At 45.5% G+C, this 25624-nt stretch carries 26 protein-coding genes; 7 read left to right on the plus strand and 19 right to left on the minus strand.

All coding sequences use genetic code 11. The annotated features are described in order from the left end of the window. Window positions 1–33: 33 nt before the first annotated feature. Window positions 34–972 (minus strand): LysR family transcriptional regulator, encoded by a 939-nt coding sequence (locus tag FYJ39_RS11720; RefSeq protein WP_154472646.1) that lies wholly within the window; start codon window positions 970–972, stop codon window positions 34–36. 218 nt (window positions 973–1190) lie between these two features. On the opposite strand from FYJ39_RS11720, the gene FYJ39_RS11725 reads away from it, so the two are divergent. The 3 genes from FYJ39_RS11725 to FYJ39_RS11735 all read left to right on the plus strand — a co-directional run bounded on the left by FYJ39_RS11725 (window position 1191) and on the right by FYJ39_RS11735 (window position 5485). Continuing rightward, window positions 1191–1868, plus strand: coding sequence for a YoaK family protein (locus FYJ39_RS11725; protein ID WP_154472647.1), 678 nt, complete (start codon window positions 1191–1193; stop codon window positions 1866–1868). A 143-nt stretch (window positions 1869–2011) separates the two neighbouring features. Beyond that, window positions 2012–4954, plus strand: coding sequence for an insulinase family protein (locus FYJ39_RS11730; protein WP_154472648.1), 2943 nt, complete (start codon window positions 2012–2014; stop codon window positions 4952–4954). A 42-nt stretch (window positions 4955–4996) separates the two neighbouring features. Continuing rightward, a complete protein-coding gene (locus FYJ39_RS11735) occupies window positions 4997–5485 on the plus strand; it encodes a DUF6512 family protein (RefSeq protein WP_154472649.1) in 489 nt (162 codons plus the stop codon). Between the two features lie 46 nt (window positions 5486–5531). On the opposite strand, the gene FYJ39_RS11740 is transcribed toward FYJ39_RS11735, so the two are convergent. From FYJ39_RS11740 to FYJ39_RS11760, 5 genes are all read right to left on the minus strand, one after another. Continuing rightward, window positions 5532–5990, minus strand: a complete 459-nt coding sequence (locus FYJ39_RS11740; protein WP_328597548.1) for a PTS sugar transporter subunit IIA — start codon at window positions 5988–5990, stop codon at window positions 5532–5534. Further along, the gene (locus tag FYJ39_RS11745) at window positions 5987–7486 is read right to left on the minus strand and encodes a sulfatase (protein ID WP_154472650.1); all 1500 of its coding nucleotides are present in this window, start codon (window positions 7484–7486) and stop codon (window positions 5987–5989) included. Before FYJ39_RS11745 ends, FYJ39_RS11740 begins: the two co-directional genes overlap by 4 nt. Beyond that, a complete protein-coding gene (locus tag FYJ39_RS11750) occupies window positions 7483–7803 on the minus strand; it encodes a PTS sugar transporter subunit IIB (RefSeq protein WP_154472651.1) in 321 nt (106 codons plus the stop codon). The genes FYJ39_RS11745 and FYJ39_RS11750 overlap by 4 nt, the downstream gene beginning before the upstream one ends. 66 nt (window positions 7804–7869) lie before the next feature. Next, entirely contained in the window at window positions 7870–9171 is a 1302-nt protein-coding gene (locus FYJ39_RS11755; RefSeq protein WP_154472652.1) for a PTS sugar transporter subunit IIC, read from the minus strand. A 192-nt stretch (window positions 9172–9363) separates the two neighbouring features. Beyond that, a complete protein-coding gene (locus FYJ39_RS11760) occupies window positions 9364–10125 on the minus strand; it encodes a DeoR/GlpR family DNA-binding transcription regulator (RefSeq protein ID WP_195840421.1) in 762 nt (253 codons plus the stop codon). Window positions 10126–10596: 471 nt separating this feature from the next. Between FYJ39_RS11760 and FYJ39_RS11765 the strand changes: the two genes are divergently transcribed. Then, window positions 10597–11028, plus strand: coding sequence for a Fur family transcriptional regulator (locus FYJ39_RS11765; RefSeq protein ID WP_154472654.1), 432 nt, complete (start codon window positions 10597–10599; stop codon window positions 11026–11028). A gap of 56 nt (window positions 11029–11084) precedes the next feature. Continuing rightward, complete coding sequence (locus FYJ39_RS11770; protein ID WP_154472655.1) at window positions 11085–11651, plus strand: 6-pyruvoyl trahydropterin synthase family protein; 567 nt, start codon at window positions 11085–11087, stop codon at window positions 11649–11651. Window positions 11652–12010: 359 nt separating this feature from the next. Here FYJ39_RS11770 and FYJ39_RS20935 read toward each other — a convergent pair whose 3' ends face one another. Then, window positions 12011–12622 (minus strand): helix-turn-helix domain-containing protein, encoded by a 612-nt coding sequence (locus FYJ39_RS20935; protein WP_154472656.1) that lies wholly within the window; start codon window positions 12620–12622, stop codon window positions 12011–12013. Between the two features lie 117 nt (window positions 12623–12739). Next, window positions 12740–12928 carry a DNA-binding protein gene (locus FYJ39_RS11780; RefSeq protein WP_154472657.1) on the minus strand — a complete coding sequence of 63 codons (189 nt, stop codon included), beginning with the start codon at window positions 12926–12928 and terminating at the stop codon, window positions 12740–12742. Window positions 12929–13330: 402 nt separating this feature from the next. On the opposite strand from FYJ39_RS11780, the gene FYJ39_RS11785 reads away from it, so the two are divergent. Further along, complete coding sequence (locus FYJ39_RS11785; RefSeq protein WP_154472658.1) at window positions 13331–13534, plus strand: hypothetical protein; 204 nt, start codon at window positions 13331–13333, stop codon at window positions 13532–13534. Window positions 13535–13920: 386 nt separating this feature from the next. On the opposite strand, the gene FYJ39_RS11790 is transcribed toward FYJ39_RS11785, so the two are convergent. From FYJ39_RS11790 to ulaG, 10 genes are all read right to left on the minus strand, one after another. Beyond that, window positions 13921–15273, minus strand: a complete 1353-nt coding sequence (locus FYJ39_RS11790) for a sodium-dependent transporter (protein WP_154472659.1) — start codon at window positions 15271–15273, stop codon at window positions 13921–13923. A 246-nt stretch (window positions 15274–15519) separates the two neighbouring features. After that, the gene (locus FYJ39_RS11795) at window positions 15520–16224 is read right to left on the minus strand and encodes an HAD family hydrolase (RefSeq protein WP_154472660.1); all 705 of its coding nucleotides are present in this window, start codon (window positions 16222–16224) and stop codon (window positions 15520–15522) included. 32 nt (window positions 16225–16256) lie between these two features. After that, window positions 16257–16946, minus strand: coding sequence for an L-ribulose-5-phosphate 4-epimerase (locus FYJ39_RS11800; protein ID WP_154472661.1), 690 nt, complete (start codon window positions 16944–16946; stop codon window positions 16257–16259). A 70-nt stretch (window positions 16947–17016) separates the two neighbouring features. Further along, complete coding sequence (locus tag FYJ39_RS11805; RefSeq protein WP_154472662.1) at window positions 17017–18066, minus strand: hypothetical protein; 1050 nt, start codon at window positions 18064–18066, stop codon at window positions 17017–17019. 65 nt (window positions 18067–18131) lie between these two features. After that, the gene (locus FYJ39_RS11810; RefSeq protein WP_154472663.1) at window positions 18132–18980 is read right to left on the minus strand and encodes an L-ribulose-5-phosphate 3-epimerase; all 849 of its coding nucleotides are present in this window, start codon (window positions 18978–18980) and stop codon (window positions 18132–18134) included. A gap of 59 nt (window positions 18981–19039) precedes the next feature. Beyond that, window positions 19040–19822: a DeoR/GlpR family DNA-binding transcription regulator gene (locus FYJ39_RS11815; protein WP_154472664.1), complete on the minus strand. Its 783-nt coding sequence runs from the start codon at window positions 19820–19822 to the stop codon at window positions 19040–19042. A gap of 169 nt (window positions 19823–19991) precedes the next feature. Beyond that, entirely contained in the window at window positions 19992–20297 is a 306-nt protein-coding gene (locus tag FYJ39_RS11820) for a PTS sugar transporter subunit IIB (RefSeq protein WP_268890672.1), read from the minus strand. Between the two features lie 189 nt (window positions 20298–20486). Beyond that, window positions 20487–21965: a PTS ascorbate transporter subunit IIC gene (locus FYJ39_RS11825; RefSeq protein WP_154472665.1), complete on the minus strand. Its 1479-nt coding sequence runs from the start codon at window positions 21963–21965 to the stop codon at window positions 20487–20489. A gap of 14 nt (window positions 21966–21979) precedes the next feature. Then, window positions 21980–22438 (minus strand): PTS sugar transporter subunit IIA, encoded by a 459-nt coding sequence (locus FYJ39_RS11830; protein ID WP_154472666.1) that lies wholly within the window; start codon window positions 22436–22438, stop codon window positions 21980–21982. Window positions 22439–22463: 25 nt separating this feature from the next. Next, window positions 22464–23567: an L-ascorbate 6-phosphate lactonase gene (ulaG, locus tag FYJ39_RS11835; RefSeq protein WP_154472667.1), complete on the minus strand. Its 1104-nt coding sequence runs from the start codon at window positions 23565–23567 to the stop codon at window positions 22464–22466. A 936-nt stretch (window positions 23568–24503) separates the two neighbouring features. On the opposite strand from ulaG, the gene FYJ39_RS11840 reads away from it, so the two are divergent. Further along, window positions 24504–24689, plus strand: a complete 186-nt coding sequence (locus FYJ39_RS11840; RefSeq protein WP_154472668.1) for a PspC domain-containing protein — start codon at window positions 24504–24506, stop codon at window positions 24687–24689. 250 nt (window positions 24690–24939) lie between these two features. Here the strand turns inward: FYJ39_RS11840 and FYJ39_RS11845 are convergent, their stop codons facing one another. Further along, window positions 24940–25554, minus strand: coding sequence for a nucleoside recognition protein (locus tag FYJ39_RS11845; protein ID WP_154472669.1), 615 nt, complete (start codon window positions 25552–25554; stop codon window positions 24940–24942). Window positions 25555–25624 lie beyond the last annotated feature (70 nt).

Genomic DNA, 25624 nt, shown 5'->3' on the forward strand with positions numbered 1-25624 from the left:
GGGGCCTTTTTCCGTCTGTACAGGAGCTCTGGTTTAAAACAGCAGCTGAGGGGGCATTGACAAAGGCTCCGGCCCCGCGCCGCCGCCAAGACGGATATAATCCAGGGAAAAGTCCCAGAAGCAGGCGGTAGCTGCCGGCATCAGGCGGTGCCGGCGGCGCACCAGCAAAAGTCTGGAGAAATGCTCCGGCTTTATGATCCGCTTGTAAACCAGCCTCTGCCTGTCTGTAAAATATCTGGCTCCTTCCGGACATATAGCCAGAGCCGTATTCTGTTCTACCAAAGGAACAACGCAGGACAGGGTATTATATGTGCAGAGGATATTACTCTTTTTGGCAATCTGTCCAAACCAGCTGCCGATCTCTCTCTGGATAGGCGGTCTGGCCGGAATCATCAGCGACTCCCCCGCAATCTCTGACAGCTCAATGGTATCTCCCTCTCTCCTTGCCAGAGGATGGCTGCTGCTTAGGAGGGCAGCCCAGAATTCTGTTTTTATCTCAGCGATCTCATATTTCTCCGTATTGAAGGGATCTCTTACAAGTCCTATGTCTACCAATCCCTTTTCCAGCTTTTCACTGACCTCGTCTCCGTTACCGCACCAGATATTGAATTGAATATTGGGATATTTTTTATGGAAGCCCTTTATAAAGCCTGCAAGGGTGCTGGCCCCGCAGGTCTCTGTCACTCCTATGGAGATGATTCCCCTGTCGGAGCTTTTAATCCGCAGCAGCTGGTTTTCCGTCTTTTCCACAAGGGACAGTATTTCCTCCGCCTGCTGCTTTAGGAAAATCCCCTCCTCTGTCAGCTGTATCCGCCGCTTCCCCCGGACAAAAAGAGAAGTCCCAAGCTCCTCTTCCAGCTGCTGTATCTGCCTGCTTAAGGGCGGCTGAGCCATACAGAGGCGGGCAGCAGCCCTGGTTATGGTACCTTCCTCCGCCACTGCCAGAAAATACCGAAGATCTTTTATATTCATGCTCAATCACCATACCTTTTTAGTATTATAATATATATATTATATGTATTATATCATAATAAATCAATATGGTATAATATGCCCATATAACATACCGCTCTGGTTCGGTGACATGGGAAAGCGAGGCAAAACACCAAACCATGTGCCCTAGAGGGATTTCATAGGCGGAGGATATGGTATATTCATTTTTATAAAATAGTCGTTGGGAGGAATCTATATTGAACGAAAAAGAAAGACTGGAGCTATATCTCCATTACAGCCTGTCCCTTACCGGAGGCTTTATGGGCGCCTACGCTCTTATCAACCGGAGTGAAATTTTCGGCTCCGCGCAAACTTCTAATCTGATCCATTCCGTAATCGATTTGCTGGGGGGAAACTGGGAGTCCATTCTCCTTCGTCTGGCGGCCCTTTTCCTGTTTATTCTGGCTATCATGGCTTCCGTCCTTCTTCCCAGATATTATAAGATAAATCTCCGTCTGGGCTGTATCGTTCTGGAGCTTATAGTGGTGGCGGCTCTGGGTTTTTTTCCTGAAAGCATGAATCCCATGGAAGCCCTTTATCCTGTGTTTTTCATTATGGCTCTGCAATGGTGTACCTTCGGAAATGTAAGGGGATATGTATGTTCCACTATCTTTTCCACTAATAATCTGAGGCAATTTATAGCTTCCCTCTGTGAATACTATTATGATAAAGATCAAAAGCATTTAGAAAAAGCCAAAATTTATGGAGGCACTCTCCTTTATTATCATTTGGGAGCGGCATCGGCAATTTTGTCCTCCATTCCTTTGGGCATTCAGTCCGTCTGGCTTTGCCTGATTCCCTTGTGTATCTCCCTGGCTCTGCTGGAGGCAGAACGGCTTCTCCTGAAGGTGAGAGCCTCCCAGGCATCCCTGTAGCTTTACGCAACGCTGCTCTTTAAAAAAATAGGAAGGGGGTACAAATGCCGTACAACGGCATCTTTATTTATAGTCCTTCTTGCGAAGTATCAGGAAAAAATGCTATAGTATAGAGAGTATTTGCATAAGAAAGGGGGACTACTATGGCAGCTTTGCCAAACCTGGGTGAAACCCTGTGGGGCTTTACCGTGACACAGCTGGGAACGATACACATGCTGGGAGCAAAAACCGTAGAATTTTTTCATGAAGGAAGCGGCGCCCGGCTTTTATATATCCAAAACGACGACCAGGAGCTGGGCTTTAATATCATTTACAGGACGCCCCAGAAGGACGAAACCGATACTAACCATGTGCTGGAACATTTGATCCTCTCCTCCTGCCAGAAATATCCCAGCAGGGATATTTTCTTTGACATGGACAGCAAAAGCTATTCTACCTTTATGAATGGCCTAACTGACAATACCCACACTTCCTATCCCCTGTGCACGCAAAGCCAGGAGCAACTTATAAGGCTTATGGACGTATTTTTAAGCTGCATGGAATCTCCGGAGTTCTTGAGAGAAAAAAACTTCTTTCTCAGAGAAGGAATACGCTTTGAGCTGGATTCTCCCAAGGGTCCTCTGACACTTCAAGGCACAGTGCTCAGCGAAGACTGGGGACACCTTACAGATATCCAGGAAAATGCAGACAGCTTTACAGCCAAAGCCTTGTATCCCCACATGGAGGCCTCCAATCTTTTAGGAAGAGCCCACCTGCATTACAGGCAGCTAAGCTATGATCGGGTGAGGGAGGCATTTTACAGAAATTACAGATACTCCAACTGTTTGGTAGTGCTTTATGGAGCCATGGACTTTAGCCGGATTCTGGAATTTCTCCATAAAGAGCACCTTTCCTTCACAAAACAGAAGGCTAACCCAAGGGCAGAGCTTCCATACAAATACAAAAAGCCCCAGACGGGCTTTAGAACGCTTATCCAGGAGAGTCCCGCATACAAGGGCACGCCTGTAGAACAGGCTGCAATTATCGATTATGCCATCGACCTATCAAACAGCTCGCAGGAAGAGCTGATCTACTGGGATTTGTTTGCCGTCCTGCTGGATCATGATGCGTCTCCCTGGCATAAATACGCCAGAAATCAGGGTATAAACAATATAATGGAGGCATATCTGGATCTGGCTCTTCCCCTCCCTGCTCTGAAGTTCCGCTTAAGAAACGGGGAAGCTAGCCAGATGGAGGAGTTTAAGGCTTCCATCGGCAAAGGACTCAAGGAAATAAAAGCCTGCGGTGTTTCCAACAGACTGTATCAGGCCACATTAAAGGAAAACCGCCTGACAAATGCTCTTACCAGGGAGGCGGCCCACTTAGGCTACAGTATCTCCGAGGAAATCGGCCGGTATTGGAGCGTCACAGGGAAAACAGACTATTTTCAGCTCTATGAGTACGCTTTTAATAAATTTTCATCGGACAGAAGCCAATCCATTATCAAAATGCTGGCAGCAAAAGCATTGGAGCCCCAAACCAGCGCCCTCGTAGCCACACTACCCAGTCCCGGTTTGGCTGAGCAGCTAGAAAATGAACGGAAGCGTTATCTGGCGGAGACCTTTGCCTCCCTGTCCGAACACAAGCGAACCAGGCTGGTAGAGGAAACCCGCTCATTCCGGCAATGGAATGCCAGAGACTGGGGCTGCATGAACTTTCTCATAGAGCCAGAGTCCCTCCCCCTTCCTCCCCCTCCGGCCGCCTTTGCAAAAACAGAAGCCGGCTCCATCACCTGCTACACCGCCCCTGCTCCTGTTACCGGAGTGGGAAGCTATCAGCTTTGCTTTAACTTAAGCCCCATTTCACAGGGGGATCTGGCCTACCTGTCCCTGTACCAGCTGCTTCTGACCGAGCTGAAAACCCTCAGATATACTGTAGAACAGCAGAAAACGCTGGAGCAGGAGTATCTTCACGAATGTACCTTTGACGAATTCTATCCAGAGCCTGAGGCGGGCCTCTACAGCTATCCCCAGATGTCTGTGTCCTGGTATGGGCTGACAGAAGATTTTTCTCAAGGACTAAACTTTCTTCTGGAGGTAATGGGAGGCAGTGATTATAGTGACATACCTACGATTATCCAGGTTCTGGAAAAATACCTGCCAGATTATGATCTGTCCAGAACAGACAATGCCTCCGCCCTGGCCTTTAGTCTGGCAGAAGGCTACATCCGCCGGGAATCCAGATTCCGCAATCAATTAAACAGTCAGGAAATTTTTTATTTTCTGAAAAACATATTAAAACGAATGAAGAATGATCCAGATTTTGGAAGGAGCGTTTCAGAAAAGCTGAGGGAGCTCTCCCGCTCGATTCTGTGCGGTTCTCCTTTGATATTTATGGCCGCAGCCTCAGAAGAGGTCCTGGCTGCCATCCAAACGCAGGCCATTTCCAGACTGGGACAGCTAAAGGCTGCCCCCCGCAGATCCTTTCTCCCCTACTCCTTTCCTCCCCAAAGACAGAGGATGGCAGTATGTGTGGAGGCTGCCTCCCAGGAGACCAGAATGTTGGGAGATTTTCGTAAAAACAGCCAGTTTAAGGGCCGATACCTTCCCTTTCTGCTAGCCTGCGCAGATAAGTATTTAAAGCCCTCCATCCGTTACCAGGGCGGAGCCTACGACAGCGGGGCAGATTTCTATATTCCTGCCGGTTATTTCTCCCTGTGGAGCTCTGCCGATCCAGATGTAAAATCTACCTTAAATATCTTCTCTAAGGCCGGAGCCGCTATTGCAAGTCTCCCCCTGACCCAGAGGGAGCTGGACGGCTACATTTTAAACGCTTACGCCCAGGCCCTTCTGCCAGCGAAAGCCCTGGGCAGCCGCATGCGGTTTATGCTCAGGGATCTGGCAGGAATTGATACAAAGAGCATTAACCTCATGATTGAGGACATTCGCCATGCCCGCCTGGAGGATCAGCAGGAGGCTGCCCGTATGATCCAGGCCATTCTGGAGAAAGGGCCTGTTGTTACAGTAGGAAATGAACGCAGTATTTTGAAACACCGATCATGCTTTGATGAAATCGTTGACTACAGGCAAGATTTCCGTTCTATCTAGCAGCTTCTTTACGTATCGTATAGTGTATAGAAGGAGGAACCTATGCCTATGTATCTCCCGGAAATTCTTTTTGTTATTGTTCTTGGAACGCTTATGCACTTTATGTACAACTGGTCCGGCAAACATCCTTTCGCCGGACTCATTGCCCCTGTCAACGAATCGGTTTGGGAGCATATGAAGCTGCTTTTCTTTCCTATGCTCCTGACAGGTCTTTGGCTGCTGCGCCATGAAACCGATCCCTGCCGCATATCCGCTTTCCACGCCGGACTGCTGCTGGGAACAGGGCTGATAGCCGGTATTCACTACGCTTACGTAAAAGCGCTGGGACAGTCTTATCTCATACTGGATATTGCGGATTTTATCCTGTCCGTCCTCCTGGCTTTTGGGTTTTTCCGGTTTTTTTCCTCCAACTGCCTCCTTGGCAAGCTAAGCCCTATAACCTCCATAGCTGTTTTCCTGATGCTCATCTGTTTTTTCATCTTTACCTACCATCCGCCAGATTGGCCCATCTTTCAAGAACCTGCAAAGTAAAAAGATACCGGATTCAATACCTCTAACTTCTTTCCAAGCAACCATCCTAACACGCCTTTCCGCTCTCTTGAAAGGCGTTAAACATCTTCGCTACCTTTTCCACATCCTTAGCCTCACAGATTTTTTTTATATTTATCTCATCGCTGCACAGTCCTGCAATTGCCTGAAGCTCATCAATGTGGGAATTGTTATCCTGGGCTGCCAGAGTTATAACAACCCATACCGGCCCTAATTCGCTTCCAAAATCGACGCCCTGATCCAGCGTCAGCAAGCTGATTCCTGTCCTTTTTACGCTGGCATCCGGTCTGGAATGTGATAAAGCCAGGCCTGGTCCAATCACAATATAAGGCCCCATTTCCTTAACCGTGTTGATCGTCATTTCTATATAAGCTTCTTCTATATATCCGCTGTCTACTAAAAGCTGTCCTGACAGCCGCATTGCTTCTTCCCAGTCTTTTGCAGAGGCCTTAAGACGGATATTTCTTGTTTCTATGATTGACCTCACTGTCCATCCTCCTCTTTGTGCAATCCCAAACGTTCAAATTGTTCCTTCGGGCTGTCATTTTTTCGCATCTCCTCTATCATTGCCTTACACATTCGTTTTTCTGTCTCTGAATCCTTCACCGGATATCGTTCTTCTGGGTCTGTCCTGATATCAAAAAGCAAGGTACCAAACCTACCTACTTTAAATTTATCCTTTGCTTTTATCTTTAACAGCCTGCAGCCCTTTGTAAAAGAGAAGGGTTCTGTCAACTGAGCCGTACGCAATTCACCTACTGTGAAGCGTTGATTCATATGCAGGGGCATAAGTGTATAATTGTATATATCATTTGCCTTCTTTGGCAGAGGCGCCCGCATATATACATAGCTTCCATCTGTGATATTGACATGACCGCTGAATACTCCGAATATTGCATAATCCCTTACCCTTTTGTCACTGCGTATGGTATCTGCCAAATCATGCCCCTGCATGCCGCCTGGAACCTTCTTTCCAAAATAGCTCAGCAGGGTAGGCGCCCAATCAATCATCTGTACCAAAGCCTGACGTTTCTCGCCCTTGATCCTAGAACGCGGGTCCCAGATAAACAGAGGCGTATTCGCTATTTCATTGTAATAAGGCATCTGATTCTTACCCCAATACTGGTGCTCTGCCAACAAAAACCCATGATCCGTCCCCACAATCAGCATAGTATCCTTCCACATATCATACCGATCCATTAAATCTAATATTCTACCCAGATTGTGATCACACATAGATACAACTGCCTGATATTGGCAGCGGCAATGTGCGATTGCTTCTTCACTTTCCTCCACAGCCCCCCGGGGCCAGTCAAAATGGGCTCCTTGATAGTGCTCAGGATAGAGAGCTTTGTATTCCTTTGGCGCATAAAACGGCTCATGTGGATCAAATGTCTCCAGATGCAGCAGCCAATGATCTGAATTCTTGTTATGTTCAATAAACTCACAGCCACGGTCAAAGCATTTGGTCTGAGGGAAATCCCGTTCTTCCACAATATACTGCCGATTGACCCAATCATACCTCCAAAGCCCGGACTCCCCTCCCCCCGTCTGCTTCTGGGGCACTTTAACCACCGGGGGGATGTGAGGGCTGTCTACCTGTCCCTTCCAGTGATCCCCCTCCTGCCCTCTAACTGCTTCCCAGGAGGAATAGCGAGTGTGATAATCAGCTCCTCCGTCTTCCCAATAATGCAGATGATCGCTAATCAGATGTGTGTAAATACCCTGGTTCTTTAAAAGCTCAGGCATTGAATCATCAAAGGGTTCCAAAGGCCCCCATTCTCTATGAAGAAAATTATATCTTCCTGTATGAAGCTCTCTCCTTGCAGGTATACAGGGCATGCTCCCTACGAAGCTATTTTGAAAAACAGCCGTCCTTCTGGCAAGCCTTGTAAAATTAGGCGCAATGGTTCCACAAGCTGGATTATAAGGCGGAAGGTAACGGCGATTCAAGCTATCGTAAAATACAATGATCGCTCTCATAAAACCTCTTTTCTAGCATAGGGATAATGTGCATCTACAATCTTGCCTATCTGCTTTGCAATTCCGGCTCCATCCATAATATTGACAACTTCAACCATGTGCGTATCCTCTTTAAACCGCAATCCCTCTGACAGCTTTTTAGAAATAGCCACTACATCAGCCCAATCCATCAAAGAGTTCAGCTCGCCTACCGCTGTATGCTTTACATCTGCGTTGATTCCCTCGGCTGCCAGGCCTTTTTTTACCAACATCTCCGCTACTGCGCTGCTGCCCAAACCATAGCCGCACATAAATAGAACATTCACCTTATCCTTCATAACCTTCTCCACTCCTTCGCTTCTCAGTCAGCGTCACAAATAATAATGAAAGCGGTTCACACCACATCATGGTAAAAGCTTGCCAATCCAATTCATAATCTGAGTAATCGCCGGCCATACTGTGCTGAAATCAAACATGCCGGACCAGCCTACGCCCTGAGGATACTGCATCAGATGAATTGCCCATATGGACCCAAATGTCTGTATGACTCCAAGCAGTATACAGCATGTAATGATCGCCTTGATTCCACCTTTTTTATTAGCTACTACTCCCACTGGTCCGCCAGAGAAAAATAAGGGTACAAATCCTGGCAAAACCATGATAGGGCTTTTCACTAAAATCAGAATACCAATGCTGATTACCGTACCAACTGTGCAGAATATGAATCCCAAGGTCGCTGCATTTGGTGAAAACGGAAGCAATGCCGCAACATCAATCGCCGGAACTGCATTCGGCACTACCTTTTCCTGGATTCCCTTAAAGGATTCTGTCAATTCGGCGCACATCATTCTTACACCAGTCAGCAGGATTACCATATCCATCGAAAATGTAATTCCTACTTCAAGCATATAAACGATCCAGCTGCTGCCTCCAGCCAGCTCCTCAATTCCTGAAATTCCAAGGGGCATCATAAAGCCGCCTACAAAAATCCACATAATTACACAGGTCGCAACCACATTGTTGTTGAAAATAGACAGCCATCCCGGAAGCTTCAGATTCTCTGCATCCTGCTCCTTTTTTCCAAACAAATGCGAGATTTTTCCAAAGAACCAGAGTCCAACCTGTTGATTATGGCCTACCGTGAATCCAGCCCCTCCTGTTACCTCATCGCAGATACCCACAGCCAGAGTAGTTGAATAGGACCAGTAAACCCCTACCAAAATACCAGTAATGATTACTGCCAGCGTATTATTTACAGCAAGGTTGGCAATGACCAGCCAGAGTACGGACTGCGCGTGGGCAGTTCCAGCATTGCCTGTAAGAAACACCCCTTTTGCCTTTGTATATTTTCCAAAATATACCATCAATAAATTCACCCCAAAGGCAATGAGAAAGGAATATCCCATAAGGCCAAACAAATCGCCCAGCGCTTCCTGACTCGTAGCTTTCATTGCGTAAGAATCCATAATATAACCCTGAATTCCAGTTGCCTTACTTACTGCTGATACAATGGGCTTAAAGGTACTGCTAAATTGATTCCCCCCAAATATTACCATCTCAATACCAACCATAGCGCTGATGGTTCCGACGATTGTTCTTGCGGCGCTCTCCCGCTTCAACAGGTAACCGGCACAAATTAAAAGGCCTATCAAAATTACAGGTTTTGTTAAAAAATCGTTTAGCAAAAAATCAAAAATAATCCTCATCTTCAGCTCCCCCTTTTCCTTCTCATGGCTGTCTATTCCCCCACCCGCTCCTTTTCATAATAGGATAAAAATAGAGCCATCAAGCTTGTTTTCTGATGACTCTATTATACCATTTTAATCATATTTACTCAATATCAATTAAATATTCATTTGATTTTCATTAATTAAGAATAATATAATGATTTAATTTGACTATTTATGTTGTCTTTTCCAAATATATGCTTGTTTTTCTTGTACAAATTGCCCAATATTCTCTACAGGACTATCAGTAATAATATTCAGATAACAGGCAAGATCCGACGGCGTAACGTACATGGCAGTTTTGTTAAATTTGCTGTGCTCTGCCAGAATATAGGTCTCCCTGGCGTTCTGTATACAAATGTTTTTAATATCATACTCATATTCATCAGCTGATAAAGGAGCGAAGCTGGAATCAAACCCCTTTACTCCTATAAAGGCTTTATCAAACCGGTAGGATTCTAGCATCTTTGTAGTCTGCCTCCCTACAACGGATCTGGAATATTCTTTAAAAAAGCCACATAGCAAAAAAACATTTATATGCTTTTTCCACAGCGCCTCAAGCTGCGGAATTCCATTTGTAATAACGGTAATATTTCTTTCTGTAATACACTCTGCCATTGCCAGGGTAGTCTTACCGGCTCCAATGAAAATCAGCTCCCCGTCGTTTATTTTGCTAGCTGCAAGTTCTCCAATCCGCCGCATAGGATTTGTAATATTGCTTTCTACAATTTTTCGTTTATATATGGATCGATCCTTAATTCTTCTTGCTCCGCCCCATAGCCTGAGTAATAAGCCTTCCGTTTCCATTGCAGCCAAATCCCGCTGAATCGTGGATGGAGACACCCCCAGAGCCTCCTCTAGCTGTTTTTTGCTCACCGCCTCGTTTTCTGCCAGAAGCTCCATTATCTTCTCTTTTCTAATCTCAAACGTCATTTTCCCCTCCTGAGCTTTCCTGTGCTCCGCTTCCTGTAAGCGCCGCCTGTCTCTTTCAAAGGCACTGATATTTCCAGTTCCCAAGCTCCCCCTCATCTCAATGCAGGTATTAAAAACAAAACGGATTACAGTCTCCCTAAAGAGCTCTGCCGTTTATAGCAGCGGTAGCCCTCTTTCATTTAATCATTTAGTCATTTAGTATGACTAAATTTTATCCTATTTTACTATTTTTGTCCACCATATATTTTCATCTCGGCTTTAACACCTTTGCTGTTCACAGCCAGCCTTACTATGTAAGGTCAAAAAACCAATCTGACAAACAACAGACTTATGAGACATTTGTTCACTAACCGTAAACTACCTATTTCTGCAATACATTCACGGCATATTTAAAAAAACTATTGACAACTTATCTTTATTAGGATATAATCCTAAATAAGAAATATAACTTTTTACATGGAGTCCGATATAATGAAACGCAATACCATTCAACGAGCCTTAACACTGGAAGCCGTTCAGAAACTGCAAAGCCATCCAACCGCAGATGAAGTATATGCAGCGGTGTCAGCAGAGCATCCTCATATCAGCAGAGGAACGGTATACCGCAACCTGAATCAACTGTCAGAAGACGGGAAAATCCGTGAGATGGAGGTTCCTGGCGGAGCAGATCGGTTCGATCATTGCTGCCATGAACATTATCATGTACGATGCTTAAAGTGCGGCCGGGTCTTTGATGTGGATATGAAGGATATACCTGACTTGACAAAAGCGATCAGAGACACACATGGATTTCATTTTAGCGGATATGATTTGATGTTCAAGGGTGTTTGTCCAACCTGTATCCAATCCCAGGACGATTCTGAACCCCATACAGTAAACGGAGCTTCAGAGAACACCCCTTAAGCAGAGCGCATACGGGCGCATCATACCCGTAAATACATATACAGAAGGAGATAACTATGAGAAGCATTACACAGCTCGACCTGCAATATGCACACCGTTTTTATGGGTTCAAAGGAGAAGCCCAGTATCTGCATGGTCACACAGGAGTCCTCACCATCGAGGTGGAAGGAAGTGTCAATCCCGGAGTGAATATGGTCTTTCCTTGTAACGAAATTCAAAAAACCGCTTGGGAGGTTCTGAAAAACTTTGACCATGCCCTGGTGCTGCGGGAAGATGATCCTCTGCTGCCTGCCATTCTTGGTGTGTACGAAAAGCAGGGAATCAAAAACGGTGCCCCTGATAACACAATGACCGGCCCCGCTTTCAAGACGGAGCTTGCCACCGCCTATCCAGAATGCCGTCTTGTGGTGACAAAGGAAACTATGACTGTAGAGGGTATGATTAAAATTGTCTATGATCTTCTGAAAGACAAGCTGAACATCGTCAAGCTGACCTTTTCCAGCGGAGTCAATAAGGCGTCGGAGGAGTACGATCCGCATTTGGAGATAGACCGCTGTCCGCTGTGCGGTATTGCACTGGATGAAAACGGTGTGTGTCCCAAGTGTGGTTACAAAAAAAGATAATCGTTCATATTGAGTATTTCAAATGTCAAAGGGGCAGCCGCAGGGGTAAAAGCCAATAAGGAAGTATTACAAAAAGCTAACTTAAGGGCTGACAGACAGAGTTGCACTTAAAAGGGTGTGTATCGCATTCAACCGGTTCACACTCTTTTTTCTTCCTGTTACACAGTAGAACGCCATTTTTAGGGGTATGAGTATAAAACCCTTACCTTGCGTCTATTATTCCCGGAAATCCTTGTAAAATCAAAGGATTTTTGCCCCTAAATGCGAACTTTCCATCCTGGGTTGAGATTGTCCCAATTCTTTTCCTAGCTGTTTCAGCGCTGACAATTTCCAGTCGTCTGCATTGGTGCGGCAAATGTCTAAAATTTATTTTTGAGTTTTTTAACGATTCTCCAATATATTGAATCCATTCGTTCTTTACTCTGAACTAAAATATCATAGGTATCTGCTATTCCCACTACATAAATAAATAGATAAACAGAACAAGCTGTAAAAAGGCACTGAATTTCTAACACTGGAAATCTGAAAAAATTAAGTGTCTCCAAAATACACGCAATGAAGATTAAACTGATTGCAGCAATTATAAGTACCACACAAGCAAAGGTAATGGATAGTGTTTGGTTATTAGCAAAAAGATAATAAGGAATGCCTGCCAATATCATAATGGCAACCCTCATTGCGGCACGCATAGTTGTTTTTCTATGAAACGAAAGAAATCCCTCCGCACTCTCTCTGCTAACATAAAATCCTTTTTCGGTTGATATAGTTTGTTCTGCGTTTTCTTTCAATAAGCTGTCAACAGAAACTTCAAAGATGTTACTCAACATGAGAAGTTTATCCGTTTCAGGATAACCTTGATTATTTTCCCATTTACTAATCGCTTGTCTGGTAGTGTTTAGCTGTTCAGCTAATGCCTCTTGAGAAAAACCTTTATCTTTTCGTAATTTGAATAGCTTTTCACCAAATGTCATGTAAATGCCTCCTGTATAATTTGTATCCTAATTGTAGCAAATCACCATGTCATTCTCTAGCTTTTTTGAAATGCACATTGTCAACTTTGGGTTGCCAATATGTAATATTCTAAAACTTTATTCATAGAGTAGCTCATTTCTTTTCTTTTTCCTGCTGTCAATCGGTTTTTCTGTGTCCTTTGGCATTAGCCACATATAACTAAATTTAGCAGCTCTCAGCATGCGATTTTCTTCACGCAACTTTTGTACTCGTCTCTCGGAAATGCCCCATTTTTCCGCTTCCGAGGCTGTAATATACTCTATCATTTTCTATCTACCATTTCTTAGACTATATTATATACGGACATCCGAATAATGGAAAGACCATGAAACGACCTATTTCAGACAACGCTATGATGTTTTCTTTTCGTTCGCATTTGACATTTTTTAAGTAGGGTGTTATTATAAAATGAAGAAATCTTTTAGGAAACTTTTTTCAAAACTTCGTCAAAATCACTCTGTGTGGCGTTACAGCTGGTGAAAAGGAAAAGAGAGGTTGGGAAGTATCCCAAACCCTCATTTCGTCAGCCTTGCAAACTGCAAAAGCAATCGCCGTTCCAGCTTCCACACTTCCGTCATAAGCCCTTTTAAATCGTCCACATCTACGAAACTAATACCGCTCGTTCCGATTTGCCGGAGCAACAAACTGGAATCTGGAGAGGTGATCCCATGAGAAAAGAATTTGAAATCAATGGATGTATAGAAGTTCAGCCTGAAATAACCGAAGATGAATTTTGGAGTATTTTTATTGATTTTGTTGAATCTAAAGGTTGGTCCTTTGGTGGTGGAATTTCAGAAATTCATGATGGGTATTATATTTTGTCTAACGGCCAAAAGGGAAAGTCTGTGTTAGATGAAAATCCCGATTTGTAGAGAATAGCAGAGCTATTTAGCATTGTCAACGCTAAAATGAGCGGCTGCTGCCGCCGTTGACAATACTGCCTGCCCCTCCCCTCCTTTACGGGTAATCAAGAGGGCAAAAGCAGCAAGTGCTTTCGCCCTCATAATATGATGAATCTATGTATCCATTTAAAGGCCATAAAAGCCTGTATTTATGCGGCTTTACGGGTTCAGAATTGAGGTGGGTAATGGTTTTATACTCCCACCTCCAAAAACGGCGTTCGTTTTCACTATAGGAATACAGCACCCTATAAGATTAGTAAATTTTTAACAGAGCATATATAACAAATGCCTTATGCCGTCTAGAAAACCTTTGATGTAATCACATACGTTCAATGTATATATGTTACTTCCTCTCATCAGCCAATTCCTCCATACACGATTCCCAGAATAAACACAATTACAGCTAGGGGCACATATACATATTTTGCCAGAGACCTGAAAATGCCTGGCAGCCCTTTTTCTCTGCCTTCCTCCAGCTCTCTTCGGATCTCCTCATATCCCAGAACATAGTAAATGGACACTGCCCCCAGCACAGCGCCGAAGGGAACTACGATAATTGTAATGAAATCCATCCAGGAGCCAACCTTCGGCTCTGCCTCCAGGATAAGCCCTACCAGCAAGGCAATCCCTGCGCAGAGGCCTACAGACGTCCTTCTGGACAGCCTGAACCGCGTCTGCCAGGATTCACTCACCGCCTCGAACATATTAATCAGGCTGGTAATTCCCGCAAAGGCCACCGAGATAAAAAAGAGAGCCGCAAAAAGCTGTCCCATAGGCATCTGACGGAAGATATTAGGCAGCGTAATAAACATCAGAGGAGGTCCTGCATTGGGCTCAATTCCAAAAGCAAAGACAGCAGGCATAATTGCCAGAGCTGCCATCATTGCTGCCGCAGTGTCAAAGAACGCGGTGCGGATAGAAGCCTTTGGAATATCCTCTGACTTAGCCAAATAGGTTCCATACACAATCATACCGGAACCAGTAATGGAGAGAGAAAAGAATGCTTGGCCCATGGCCATAACCCAGGTGTCCACCTGAAGCAGATCTTCCCAATGAGGCGTCAGTAAAAACCTGTATCCTTCCACTGCCCCAGGCAGAAAAGCCACTCTCACCGCCAGAATCGCAAAAAGCACAAAAAAGGAAGGCATCAGTATCTTATTGACCTTTTCAATTCCCTTAGTTGCTCCAAACATCAGTATCAGCGCAGCCACAAGGATAACCATCACATGCCAGGGTACGCTTCCGAAGTCGCCCGTAGCCTGGCTGAAAAAAGCAGCCGCATCCTCCGTAAGTATAGCCCCTGTAAGGGAACCGGCCAGAGCACGCACAACCCAGCCAACAATAATGGCGTATCCAATAGCAATCCCCAGAGAGCCTAAAAGGGGTATCCACCCCAGGGCATATCCCAGCTTCCCCTTATTCAAGGTATTCCAGCAATATTCATAGGCTCCCAGTGTTCCGGTCTTAGCCCTTCTTCCAACAGCAAACTCCGCCGAAAGACCCACCAAGCCGAACAGTGCCACAAACAATATATACGGAACTAAGAACGCCCCGCCGCCGTACTGGCCCACACGGTATGGAAACATCCATATATTGCCCATTCCAACTGCTGAGCCTACACAAGCCAGTACAAACCCAAAGCTGCTTCCAAAGCCACCGTTTGGATGAACCGGCTTAGAGAAAGATGCCTGATCGTTCTGTTTACCCATAACTTCTCCTTCATCCTATCTTTGTTAGTTGGTTATATTCTATCATAAACCTTATTTACTATACTAACCTAATATTATAAATTAGTCAACGCTTTAAAGCAAGAAAGCACCAGTTCGATTCACCTTTGCCGCTATAAGAAATGAATTTCATATTCATAGGTAACAAAAGAAAAAACCTCCCAGGCGGTTTCACACCGCCCCAAAGGTTTTTTCTCTGATTTTATATTTCTTTCCTAGCCTGCACCATTAAAGCCTGTCCAAAAATCCAGGGGCCATGCACTCCCCGAAGGATCCAACCACATAATACGTGCCATCTGCAGGCTTCTCTTCACCTCTGCCAAAGGCTGCCAGCATTGCCTTCATTCCGCTGGTCAACGCTCCCCCAACGTCAGCCTGAAGGCTGTCGCCTATGAACAGGCATTCATCTGCACAGCATCCGCATTTCTCTGTGCACAGCCTGAAAAATTTCTCTGATGGCTTTTGCTCTGGGGCCTCCTCGCTAGTAAGTATCCAGTCTATATAGGGAGTCACTCCCAGCTTCTCCAGCTTTTTGTACTGGATATAAGCAGTCATATTGCTGCCTGCTCCAACCACAATATCCCTTCCCTTGAGAAATTCCATAAACTCCAGAAGCCCCGGATAGGCTGTCATTTTGTCCAGCATCGTATCCCAATAGGTGTGATACATGGCCAGGGCATGGGGAAACAAAGGCTTACCCAGCAGCTCCAGCATACACTGGTAACGGAGCAGACGGTTATGGCATGCGGCGCAGTCCCTCCCCACTCTTTCCTCCACCATCCTTCCAGCCTTCCGTAAAGCCTCCTGAAAACCCATACGTGAAAGACCGAGACACTCTCTGCAGTAGTCCCACAGAGCCTCTGTAGCCGTCTTATTATAGAATTCATAATCGTACATTGTACCATCTATATCGAATATCACTGCTTTTATCATCTTCAACTCCCCGTTTCCGATAACGATACCAATTATCTTTGACCATAATAAGCATTTGCTCCGTGCTTTCTTAAATAATGCTTATCCTGCAGCTTTTGGGGCGCAGGCTTTACATTGGGATTAATCTGTTCACAGCGGGCTGCCATCTTAGCCACCTCCTCTAGAACAACGGCATTGTGCACAGCCTCCGCAGCATCCCTGCCCCAGGCAAAGGGCCCATGGTTCTTACAGAGACAGGCAGGCACTGCCATATATTCCTTATCCTTAAAATAATCCGCAATCAAAAGCCCTGTATTTTTCTCATAGGCCCCCTCAATCTCCTCTTTTGTCAGGCAGCGCAGACACGGGATCTCACCGTACATATAATCTGCATGGGTGGTACCATAGCAGGGAATCCCTCTGCCCGCCTGAGCCCAGCTGGTGGCCCATGAGGAATGGGTATGAACAATACCACCCACCAGGGGAAGAGCCTTGTACAGCTCCAAATGAGTAGCGGTGTCAGAGGAGGGATTAAGGCTTCCCTCCACACGATTGCCCTCCAGATCCATCACTACCATATCCTCTGGCGACAGCCTATCATAATCCACACCGCTGGGCTTGATCACAAACAGCCCCTGCTCCCTGTCAATGGCGCTGACATTTCCCCAGGTAAAGGTTACAAGCCCGTATCGGGGCAGCTCCATATTAGCCTCATAGACAATTTTCTTCAGATGTTCCAGCATCCTTTACGCTCCCTCCTTGCTTTATCGCTGTCATTTCTCATATCCGGTATGTTCTCCAAAGGCTACTTCCTTATGGCTCCAGAATATACATATCTATCTCATCAATCTCACGGTTGGTAGAGACTATAACATCCTTTCCATCTCTGGTATACTTAAACACATTGGCAGATCCACAATCCTCATCTAGAATCTGAACCTCATAGCCTTGGGTATCCTTATTATATGTAAAGGCCAGAAGATTTCGGGCTCCCTTCCTATGTCCGATCACAACCCTCGGCTTTCCGCAAAGCATACCGCCGTAGATAGAGTGGGTAAATTCAGCTGGCCTGTCATAAGCATAAACCTTCTTATAATCCCCATCCTCCCTCTTATAAATACTGATATATTCCCCGTGAAAGGGAGCCATCACAGCCAGCTCCAGCTCACCATCCCCATCCAGATCCACAAGAACCCCATCGCTTGCAGGAGTATCCAGAAGCTGTTCTATTTCCCACGGTTCCCCTGCCTCTGCAGGAGGCTTAAAGAGGAACACTCCATTTTCAGAAGAAATTACGCTTGCAGGTGCCCCCTTAATTTCCACCCTGTAATACCCATGGTTCTTAAGCAGGCCGTCCTTAATCACTTCCAGCTGAAGCTGGTTTTCGTCGTTAAAGCTGCTTAGATCCCCAGGCAAAACCGCCGCGTACACCTTTCCAGGCATAGACCAGTCCTCCTTATATTCATGGCCTGACTTGAGGGTACAGGCAATCAGATAATGCACGCCATTTCTTTCCAGAATATCAAACCTGTGTACATGAGGAAGAGATACCAGCGTTCTCACTTCCCAGCAGCCTTTGTCCCTTGGGGTTACAATTACAATTTTAGCCTCTTTGGAATCATTGGGAGAATAGAATTTGTGGGTAGCCAAAAATTGCCCGTCTGTGTCCGGCACCTGAACCATAGACATAGTTCCCCCCGGCCCTGTCCACACAGTATCCTCCTCATTGCCGTCCATGTCAAAGAGCAGGCATCTGTCTACCTTCTCTGCGGCCACCAGAAAATGCTCTGCTCCCTGATAATGGAGAGGAGCGATGGAATAACATTTTGTCAGCTTCCCAATTACTTTTTTTTCAACCTTCATATATTTGCCCCTCCTTTAACTTGCAAAGCCAGTCTAAATGGCTTTGGCTTATATAAATACACTGCCTATCTGCGCTGTGCGTCCAGAATCCCCGCCATCATCCGATTGGCCTCAGCCAGCTCCTTCCTCCACTCAGGATTGCCCGTAAACCAAAATTCTGTCACATACGTTCTCACACCCAGCTCCCAGGCTGCCTCTATGGCGCGTTTAAAGTCCACATGCCCCTGGCCAAAGGGAACCTCACGAAATACGCCAGGGACGGTTTCCTTTAAATGCATAGCTGCCAGATGGCCCTTTCCCAGACGGAGATCGTCCACTACATCTGTGCCATAAGTTTTAGCTGCATTGGTAATATTCCCAATATCAGGATAGACGCCTAGATACATAGAGGAAACAAGATCCACATACTTCATGGCCTTGCCCACTGTGTTCATAAACTCTGTCTCCATGGTTTCAAAGCCCAGCACAACACCGGCTTTGGCCCCCATCTCCACTGCCTTTTTAAGGTTTTCTGTAAAGAGCCTTTTTGTCTCATCTGTAGACTCATCATAATATACATCATAGCCTGCCAGCTGGATAATCCGGATTCCCAAATCATCTGCCAGCCGGATTGCCTTCTCCATAATCTCCATTCCGCGGCTTCGGACAGCAGGATCGCTGCTTCCCAGAGGGAATTTCCGATGACCGCTTAGACACATAGTCCGTATAGGCAGTCCTGCTTCCTTCATCACCCTCACCAGCTTAAGGCGCTCCTCCTTAGAAGCATCCAGCCGCCCAAGCTTCTCCTCTGTCTCGTCAATACTGATTTCCACAAAATCGAAACCAGCCTCCTTTGCCGCCTCCAGCTTTTCCTTCCACGCAAGCTGTGATGGCATGGCTTTTTCATATAATCCAAGGGTATATGCCCGTTCCATTACTTGCCTCCCGTTCGTTTACGCCATTGTCCGAATACAAAGCTCAAAATAACATAACATCACTGTTCCGGCTTAAAATCGGTTTTATGCACCTGGTACACCCTCACACCTTTCTCTCTTATAGCATTAAGAGCATCCTGAGGCGCTTTCTCATCGGTTATAAGATATTGAATCTTCTCAATCGGACAGCTTGTAAAGCTGCTGTTTCTGCCTATTTTCGTGTGATCTGCCAGTACAAAAACATCCTGATTGGCATGGTCAATCATCATCTCGTTGATACTTACCTCATTGAATATCTCCGTAGTCATTCCTGCCTCCGCACTGATACCAGAGCAGCCGACAAACGCTTTCTTCGCGTATACATTTTGAAGATTTCTCAGGGTAAAATCCCCCACCATGGCATCCTTGGGATGACGCAGCTCGCCTCCTGTAAGCACCACATTCACCCCCGATGGATAATCCCGTCCTATCGCCTTTCCATTATTGGTGATAACCGTTACATTGCCGCACTGCATATGCTCCAGTATCTGAAGGGCATTGCTGCTGGTGTTGATAAATATGGTATCGTTTTCCGCTACAAAGACGGCTGCATATCTGGCAATCAGCCCCCGGTACAGCTGCACCTCATCCTTCATATATTGGGGGGCCATGGTTGACACGGCCCCTCCATAGGTACGAACAAGAAGATTCTGTTCCTCCAGATACTGAAGATCTCTTCTGACTGTAATCAGGGATACACCCAATATCTGTGAAAGCTCATCTACACGGACTTCCGGATTCCCCTGCAGCATTTCCACGATCCGATTCCTGCGGCTTTCCACGAAAGCCCTCTCTCTTTTCATATTCCACACCTCTTATAGTAAGATATCTATATTAAGTCCGCAGCGCAACAAGATTCCTCTGCTCTCCATCCGCATTTCTTTAATTTTTGCACTGCTCACTGCCTATGTGGATATTATATCCGATATAAAAGCCTGTGTCATGCTGTTATGTTCGTTTCAATCATTAATTTTAGATAAGACCCTTTTCTTTCATTTTATCTTCCATTTCCTGGGCTGACATAATATTGCGCAGCCCGATTACAACCGTTCCTTTTTTCTCAGCGTCCTTGAACATACCTGCAAAATTCTGGGCACAAAATACTACGTCATACTGGCTGGCTGCTGTTTTGCCTTCGGAAAGAGCACAATGGTGAACCTTTCCAGGCTTAATACCCACCTTATCCAGCATCTTCTGCATGGTCATTTTCATCATAAGGCTGGAGCCTGCTCCATTTGCGCAGCATACAATAAAGCTCATGTTTTCCTTTGCCATCATTAAAACCTCCTGTTATTAGCGATTCAATATTCAGATGCAGATTCCATCCAGCAGCGATTCAATCTGTCTCTGAAGACAGCCTTTTAGGCGGATGCACAGAGCGCCCCTCGGCATGTGTCATCACACGTGACGGGCGCCCATACTTATTTGCCAAGGCAAATTGAAATGTTACAATTCATTTATACACTATTATTTCTTCTCTTTCAATGCCTTATATGCTTCATAATCTTCTGTAATCAGGAAATAACCCTTCTTATCCTTCATATACTGAATTTGAGGAATAGCCAAAAGCACAATTACTACGATCGCAACGCCGGCATAACTTAAGAACTTCATCAAAGCTGTCATTACAGGCCATACAACCGCCCAATCCCACATACCTAAATATCCGCCGTAAGCCGCCATTCCAACCCAGCCTGCGATAATAGCAGAACCAAATACCTGGCATATACCAGAGATGAAGGGCAGAATAAGAGCCGCCTTGATGCCTCCCTTTTCATTAGCAAACACAGCGATGGTGGCATTGTCAAAGAATACTGGCACGAATCCGCAGATAACAAGCACCGGGCTTTTTAACGCAATCAGCGCAATGATTGCCAGAAGCTGACCTGCAAAGCCTGCAAGGAATCCCAGAGGAACTGCATTTTGAGAACCGAAGCCATAAATAACAGCACAGTCTACACCTGGAAGGGAACCTGGCAGCAGCTTGTCTGCAATACCCTGGAAGGAGGCTGTCAGCTCGGTCACGAAGGTTCTTACTCCTAACTGAAGGATTGCAAGATATACGGAGAAGTTCAAGCAGGTCTGAATTACATAAAAGAACATGCTGGCGCCTTCCTTTAAAAAGCCCTGCTCTACCAGATAATCACGTCCCAGGATACAGAGAATGGAGCCGAAGAAAATTACCATCAGGATAGAGGTACATACCATGTTCTCATTGAAAATGGACATAAAGCCCGGAAGTTCTATATCATCAATTTTCTTAACCTCTTTTCCGTCCTTCTTTTTTCCAAATAGCTTCTCAGCCAACCAGGTATTAAAGGCAATACCAAACATCTGCTGATGAGCCAGGCAGAAGCCAGCTCCGTCTGTCAGCTCCTGGCAGGGCTTAATGGTCAGGTTAGAACCCACTGCCCAATATGCTCCCAAAATCAGAGCCATAACAACTAAAAGGCTTATATTGTTGTTAATCAGGAAGGGACACGCAAACAGGATAAGCCAGTATGCGGTAGATGCCTGCTGTACCTGAACATGACCGGTGGTAAACAGAGCCCTAAGTTTAGTGTATCTGGAAAAGCGCACCAGAAGAATGTTTACGATAAACGCAATCAGCAGCAGAATCATCGCATTGCCAAAGGCCTTGCCAAACACTTCTTCAACGCCAGCTGTAACTGCATTTTGGCCGAAGTAAGGGTCAATTACCATAGCATCCATGTTAAATCTGTCCTTAAGACCAACCAGAACCGGACGGAAGTTATTAACCAGGCCGCCGGAACCAACCGATAGAATCAGATAACCTACAATCGCCTTAATCACACCTGCCAGCACGTCATACCACGGCTTCTTTAACAGAATGTAACCAATCATTACAATCAGACCAATCATAAAGGCCGGCTGCTGTAATACGTTAACTGCAAAATATGACCATATCTTCATTAAAATATCCATAATGTCCCCCTTATTTATCCTTCCAAACAGGTTTCCTGTATCTTTATTAAATCCTCTGGTGTTTCCGCCTCTAAAAGCGCCGCTACTGCTTTTTCATTCATCAGCAGCTCTGATAATTTTGTCATGTTCTCCAAATGCTGATCCGGATTACAGGAGGCCAGAGTAAAAAACAGTCTTGCGTCCATCTCCGGATTACCCGGCTCAAAGCTGACAGGCTTTTTCAGCTTCATAAAGGCGATGGCTGTCTTATGCACTCCTTTCGCGCACTCCTGGCAGTGAGGCATTGCCACGTTGGGCATAATGACAATATAAGGACCGTACTTCTTCACACAGGCTATAATATCATCCTTATAATTGGCTTCCACCGTTCCATCTACCTCCAGACACTCGCAGCTCATGCGGACGGCCTCCTCCCAGTCAGAAGCCTCCTTTGCAAATTTGTAATGGTTTAACTTTACAAACTCTTTTAACATTTTCATCCCCCTTTACGGTTCAGTGCTACAGACAGGAACGAAACGGTATATTCTGAGGAGCCTCGAAGCAGTCCTCAAAGCCTCTGCGGTGATGGTACGCTTTCTTGTCCTTGTCGGTAGGATACACATATTTGCCTCCCACCTCCCAGAAGAACGGATGGAACTTGTAATCCAGACGGTCTTTCTTCATATCATAGAGTACCCGGATTTCATTCACATCTGCCATAAAGTTGGTCCATACATCGTAGTGGATAGGAATAACCACCTTGCATCTTAATGCCTCTGCCATTCTCAGAATATCGCATGAGGTCATCTTATCCGCCATGCCTACCGGATTCTCACCATAAGAGCCAAAGGCCACATCCACGTCGTAATCCTTGCCATGCTTCGCAAAATAGATGGAGTAATGGGAATCACCACTGTGGTAAATGTTCCCTCCCGGCGTCTTTATCAGGTAATTCACTGCCTTGTCATCCATATCCGTAGGGCATATGCCGGTCAGCTCTTCCCGGTCAGGCCCTGTGGAATCAGTAGTAACCAGACAGGTACGGTCAAAGGAATCCAGGACTACAATCTCCACATCCTTCATCTTAATGGTATCCCCAGGGCGTACTGTGATGCAGCGCTCCTCAGGAACTCCCCATTTTACCCAAAGCTCAACCGACTTTTTCGGCCCGATGAACGGAACCGGAATCTCCTTTCCATTGTCGTCTACCGTTGTCATCTTGCTCTGAATTACATGGGCCGCGTATTCAGCGCTCATATGATCCTGATGGTAATGGGTGGCCAGCACTGCGTCCACCTGCTTAATGGCAAACGGATCAATCACAAAAGGCACCGCTCTTAGGTTTGGCTGCATAGCCCTGGCTCCGCACATGTTAGCCATCTGGTGTCCCACTGCCATCTTGCCATTGCCGTGGGTACGCTTTCCATTCCCACACCATAGGTCAATGGTAAGGTTACAGCCTCCGGGAGTCTTAAACCACATTCCAGTACAGCCCAGCCACCACATGGCTACAGTTCCCGGCTTTACTTCCTCATTCTCAATTTCCTCGTTCAGCCAGGTACCCCACTCCGGAAATGTGCTCATGATCCAGGACTCCCTTGTCATCTCGCTCACTTTGCTCATATTGTTATCCCCTTTCACGTTCAATATGCAACATTTATATGATTGATTTGTTCTTTAGTTGTACTTTACCATATTTTACGATTGAATACAATGGTTTTATATGAACGATTGTGTATTTTTATGATTGTTTCTTACTTTCTCTTTAACATATATGTCTTTTTTTATATTTTTAATAGACACCAGATATAGCACATATACACTTTGCCCATTGTGGCAGCAAAAAATCCACCGAGCAATCTGTCTTTAAGATTCCTCCTGTGGATTTTCTTATAGATTATGACCAGATTGCCTTAACAGATACAGATCCAGTTTGAACATTTATGCAACATAGGTTGAGCCGGCAAGAAAGGCTTTCTGCCAATCCTGCCGGCTTATTCATTCAAATCTATATTGAAAAGCTCTGACTGCTTGTTGATGTTATAGAGTATACAAACTATTTGTGTCTTAAGTTTGTCCAGAGACTAAACAGTTTCTAAAGAGCTTTAAGAAATTCTGACGCTATCCTTTAAAGAACCTTTTTAAATTCTTGTATCCATTTTCTATTTACATACAATATCATATAATGTATAGTATAGTTATGTTATATAACATAAGATATTCCTCTGGATCATTCTAATCATAGCAGCCACTCCTGCCTATTTCAAGCGCAGATGGAGGTGCCCCTAAAAAACAACGCCCACTGGCCGGGCTCACATTGCTGCTTGCAGGTTCCGGGATTACAGCAGGAGCATTCCTTATGGGAGGGTGCTATCCAAACACCAAATCCAGGCATACGTTCTCTTTCTGGCACGGGCTGCTGCCATGGATAGACCAGCGGATGACATGTATGATTTGGATGATTGGTGGGATGACGTTTACGATTGGTAGAATCGGGATGGCTATCCATAAATTATCTTTGTTTACTCACTATCATATAAAAAAAGGAGACAGCAAATTATGGAGAAAAAATTATACCGTTCCAACCGTAACAAAATGATCTGCGGCGTATGCGGCGGCCTTGGTGAATATTTCAACATAGACCCCACCATCATCCGCCTGCTCTGGGCTCTTTTTATCTGTACAAGCGCCGGGATTCTGGCCTATATTATTGCAGCCATTATCGTGCCTGTTAACCCCAGCTAAAAACAATCCCGTTAAACGTCTAAAAGGTCATTCTGTTTCAGAGATTATACCATATCCTCCGGCGATGGTATCCCTCCGGAGGATGCACATGGTTCGGTCTGGTGTTTTGAACCGCTTTCGCGTATCATCGAACCAGCCCGGTATAATATCTACTGGCGGAAGGCCTTGGAGCCATCTGAGACGAATGTTCTTCCAACTCCCAGGCCGTTCATGAAAACGAATCAGTACTCAGGTTTTTCCTGATAAATATTCATACATCCATGATCTTGCAGTATATCACTGCCACTACGGTTGATATCAGCGTCGCCACCAGCGCCGGACCTACAATGGCCCCAGGGGCTACGCTTCCGTACTGGCTTCTGTAGGCAATCATGTTCATGGGAATCAGCTGGAGGGATGAAATGTTTATAATCAGAAAGGTACACATCTCATTGCTGGCAGTTCCTGGCGGCTGGGCCTTCCTGGCCCCAGTCTGGTTCTGGCTCTTCTTTTGCATTTCCTCTACCTTCTTAAGTTCTTCCATTGCCCGCAGCCCAGCTGGCGTGGCAGCCCAGCCTAACCCCAAAACATTGGCAATCATATTCACAGCAATCTGCTTCCTGGCTTCTCCCTCTGGAGGCAGTCTGGGAAATAAAAAGTTTAAAACTGGCGACATTTTTTTTGACAGCTGATCCACCAGTCCTGCCCTGTGAGCTATCTCCAGAACTCCCGTCCAGAGTGTCATAACTCCCAGCATGGTAATACATAAAGTTACCGCCTCCTTAGACGCCTGAAGAGCTCCGTCTGTAACCGCTGAAAGCTGTCCGTGAAAGGCTCCCCATAGAACGCCTGTCAAAGTCATTCCAGCCCATAGATAGTTAAGCATCAAACACCTGCCTGCTGCACTGCCTTTACTTCAGTTTATAACATCTGTCAGATTTCTAGTACAAAAACGT

The sequence above is a fragment of the Clostridium porci genome (assembly GCF_009696375.1).
GTDB lineage: Bacteria > Bacillota > Clostridia > Lachnospirales > Lachnospiraceae > Enterocloster > Enterocloster porci.

Excerpts from the sequence above, each read along its gene's own strand:
- FYJ39_RS11720 (WP_154472646.1), bottom strand. The coding sequence starts at position 972 with ATGAATATAAAAGATCTTCGGTATTTTCTGGCAGTGGCGGAGGAAGGT.
- FYJ39_RS11730 (WP_154472648.1), top strand. The coding sequence starts at position 2,012 with ATGGCAGCTTTGCCAAACCTGGGTGAAACCCTGTGGGGCTTTACCGTG.
- FYJ39_RS11735 (WP_154472649.1), top strand. The coding sequence starts at position 4,997 with ATGCCTATGTATCTCCCGGAAATTCTTTTTGTTATTGTTCTTGGAACG.
- FYJ39_RS11745 (WP_154472650.1), bottom strand. The coding sequence starts at position 7,486 with ATGAGAGCGATCATTGTATTTTACGATAGCTTGAATCGCCGTTACCTT.
- FYJ39_RS11750 (WP_154472651.1), bottom strand. The coding sequence starts at position 7,803 with ATGAAGGATAAGGTGAATGTTCTATTTATGTGCGGCTATGGTTTGGGC.
- FYJ39_RS11755 (WP_154472652.1), bottom strand. The coding sequence starts at position 9,171 with ATGAGGATTATTTTTGATTTTTTGCTAAACGATTTTTTAACAAAACCT.
- FYJ39_RS11760 (WP_195840421.1), bottom strand. The coding sequence starts at position 10,125 with ATGACGTTTGAGATTAGAAAAGAGAAGATAATGGAGCTTCTGGCAGAA.
- FYJ39_RS11765 (WP_154472654.1), top strand. The coding sequence starts at position 10,597 with ATGAAACGCAATACCATTCAACGAGCCTTAACACTGGAAGCCGTTCAG.
- FYJ39_RS11770 (WP_154472655.1), top strand. The coding sequence starts at position 11,085 with ATGAGAAGCATTACACAGCTCGACCTGCAATATGCACACCGTTTTTAT.
- FYJ39_RS20935 (WP_154472656.1), bottom strand. The coding sequence starts at position 12,622 with ATGACATTTGGTGAAAAGCTATTCAAATTACGAAAAGATAAAGGTTTT.
- FYJ39_RS11780 (WP_154472657.1), bottom strand. The coding sequence starts at position 12,928 with ATGATAGAGTATATTACAGCCTCGGAAGCGGAAAAATGGGGCATTTCC.
- FYJ39_RS11785 (WP_154472658.1), top strand. The coding sequence starts at position 13,331 with ATGAGAAAAGAATTTGAAATCAATGGATGTATAGAAGTTCAGCCTGAA.
- FYJ39_RS11790 (WP_154472659.1), bottom strand. The coding sequence starts at position 15,273 with ATGGGTAAACAGAACGATCAGGCATCTTTCTCTAAGCCGGTTCATCCA.
- FYJ39_RS11795 (WP_154472660.1), bottom strand. The coding sequence starts at position 16,224 with ATGATAAAAGCAGTGATATTCGATATAGATGGTACAATGTACGATTAT.
- FYJ39_RS11800 (WP_154472661.1), bottom strand. The coding sequence starts at position 16,946 with ATGCTGGAACATCTGAAGAAAATTGTCTATGAGGCTAATATGGAGCTG.
- FYJ39_RS11805 (WP_154472662.1), bottom strand. The coding sequence starts at position 18,066 with ATGAAGGTTGAAAAAAAAGTAATTGGGAAGCTGACAAAATGTTATTCC.
- FYJ39_RS11810 (WP_154472663.1), bottom strand. The coding sequence starts at position 18,980 with ATGGAACGGGCATATACCCTTGGATTATATGAAAAAGCCATGCCATCA.
- FYJ39_RS11815 (WP_154472664.1), bottom strand. The coding sequence starts at position 19,822 with ATGAAAAGAGAGAGGGCTTTCGTGGAAAGCCGCAGGAATCGGATCGTG.
- FYJ39_RS11820 (WP_268890672.1), bottom strand. The coding sequence starts at position 20,297 with ATGATGGCAAAGGAAAACATGAGCTTTATTGTATGCTGCGCAAATGGA.
- FYJ39_RS11825 (WP_154472665.1), bottom strand. The coding sequence starts at position 21,965 with ATGGATATTTTAATGAAGATATGGTCATATTTTGCAGTTAACGTATTA.
- FYJ39_RS11830 (WP_154472666.1), bottom strand. The coding sequence starts at position 22,438 with ATGTTAAAAGAGTTTGTAAAGTTAAACCATTACAAATTTGCAAAGGAG.
- ulaG (WP_154472667.1), bottom strand. The coding sequence starts at position 23,567 with ATGAGCAAAGTGAGCGAGATGACAAGGGAGTCCTGGATCATGAGCACA.
- FYJ39_RS11840 (WP_154472668.1), top strand. The coding sequence starts at position 24,504 with ATGGAGAAAAAATTATACCGTTCCAACCGTAACAAAATGATCTGCGGC.
- FYJ39_RS11845 (WP_154472669.1), bottom strand. The coding sequence starts at position 25,554 with ATGCTTAACTATCTATGGGCTGGAATGACTTTGACAGGCGTTCTATGG.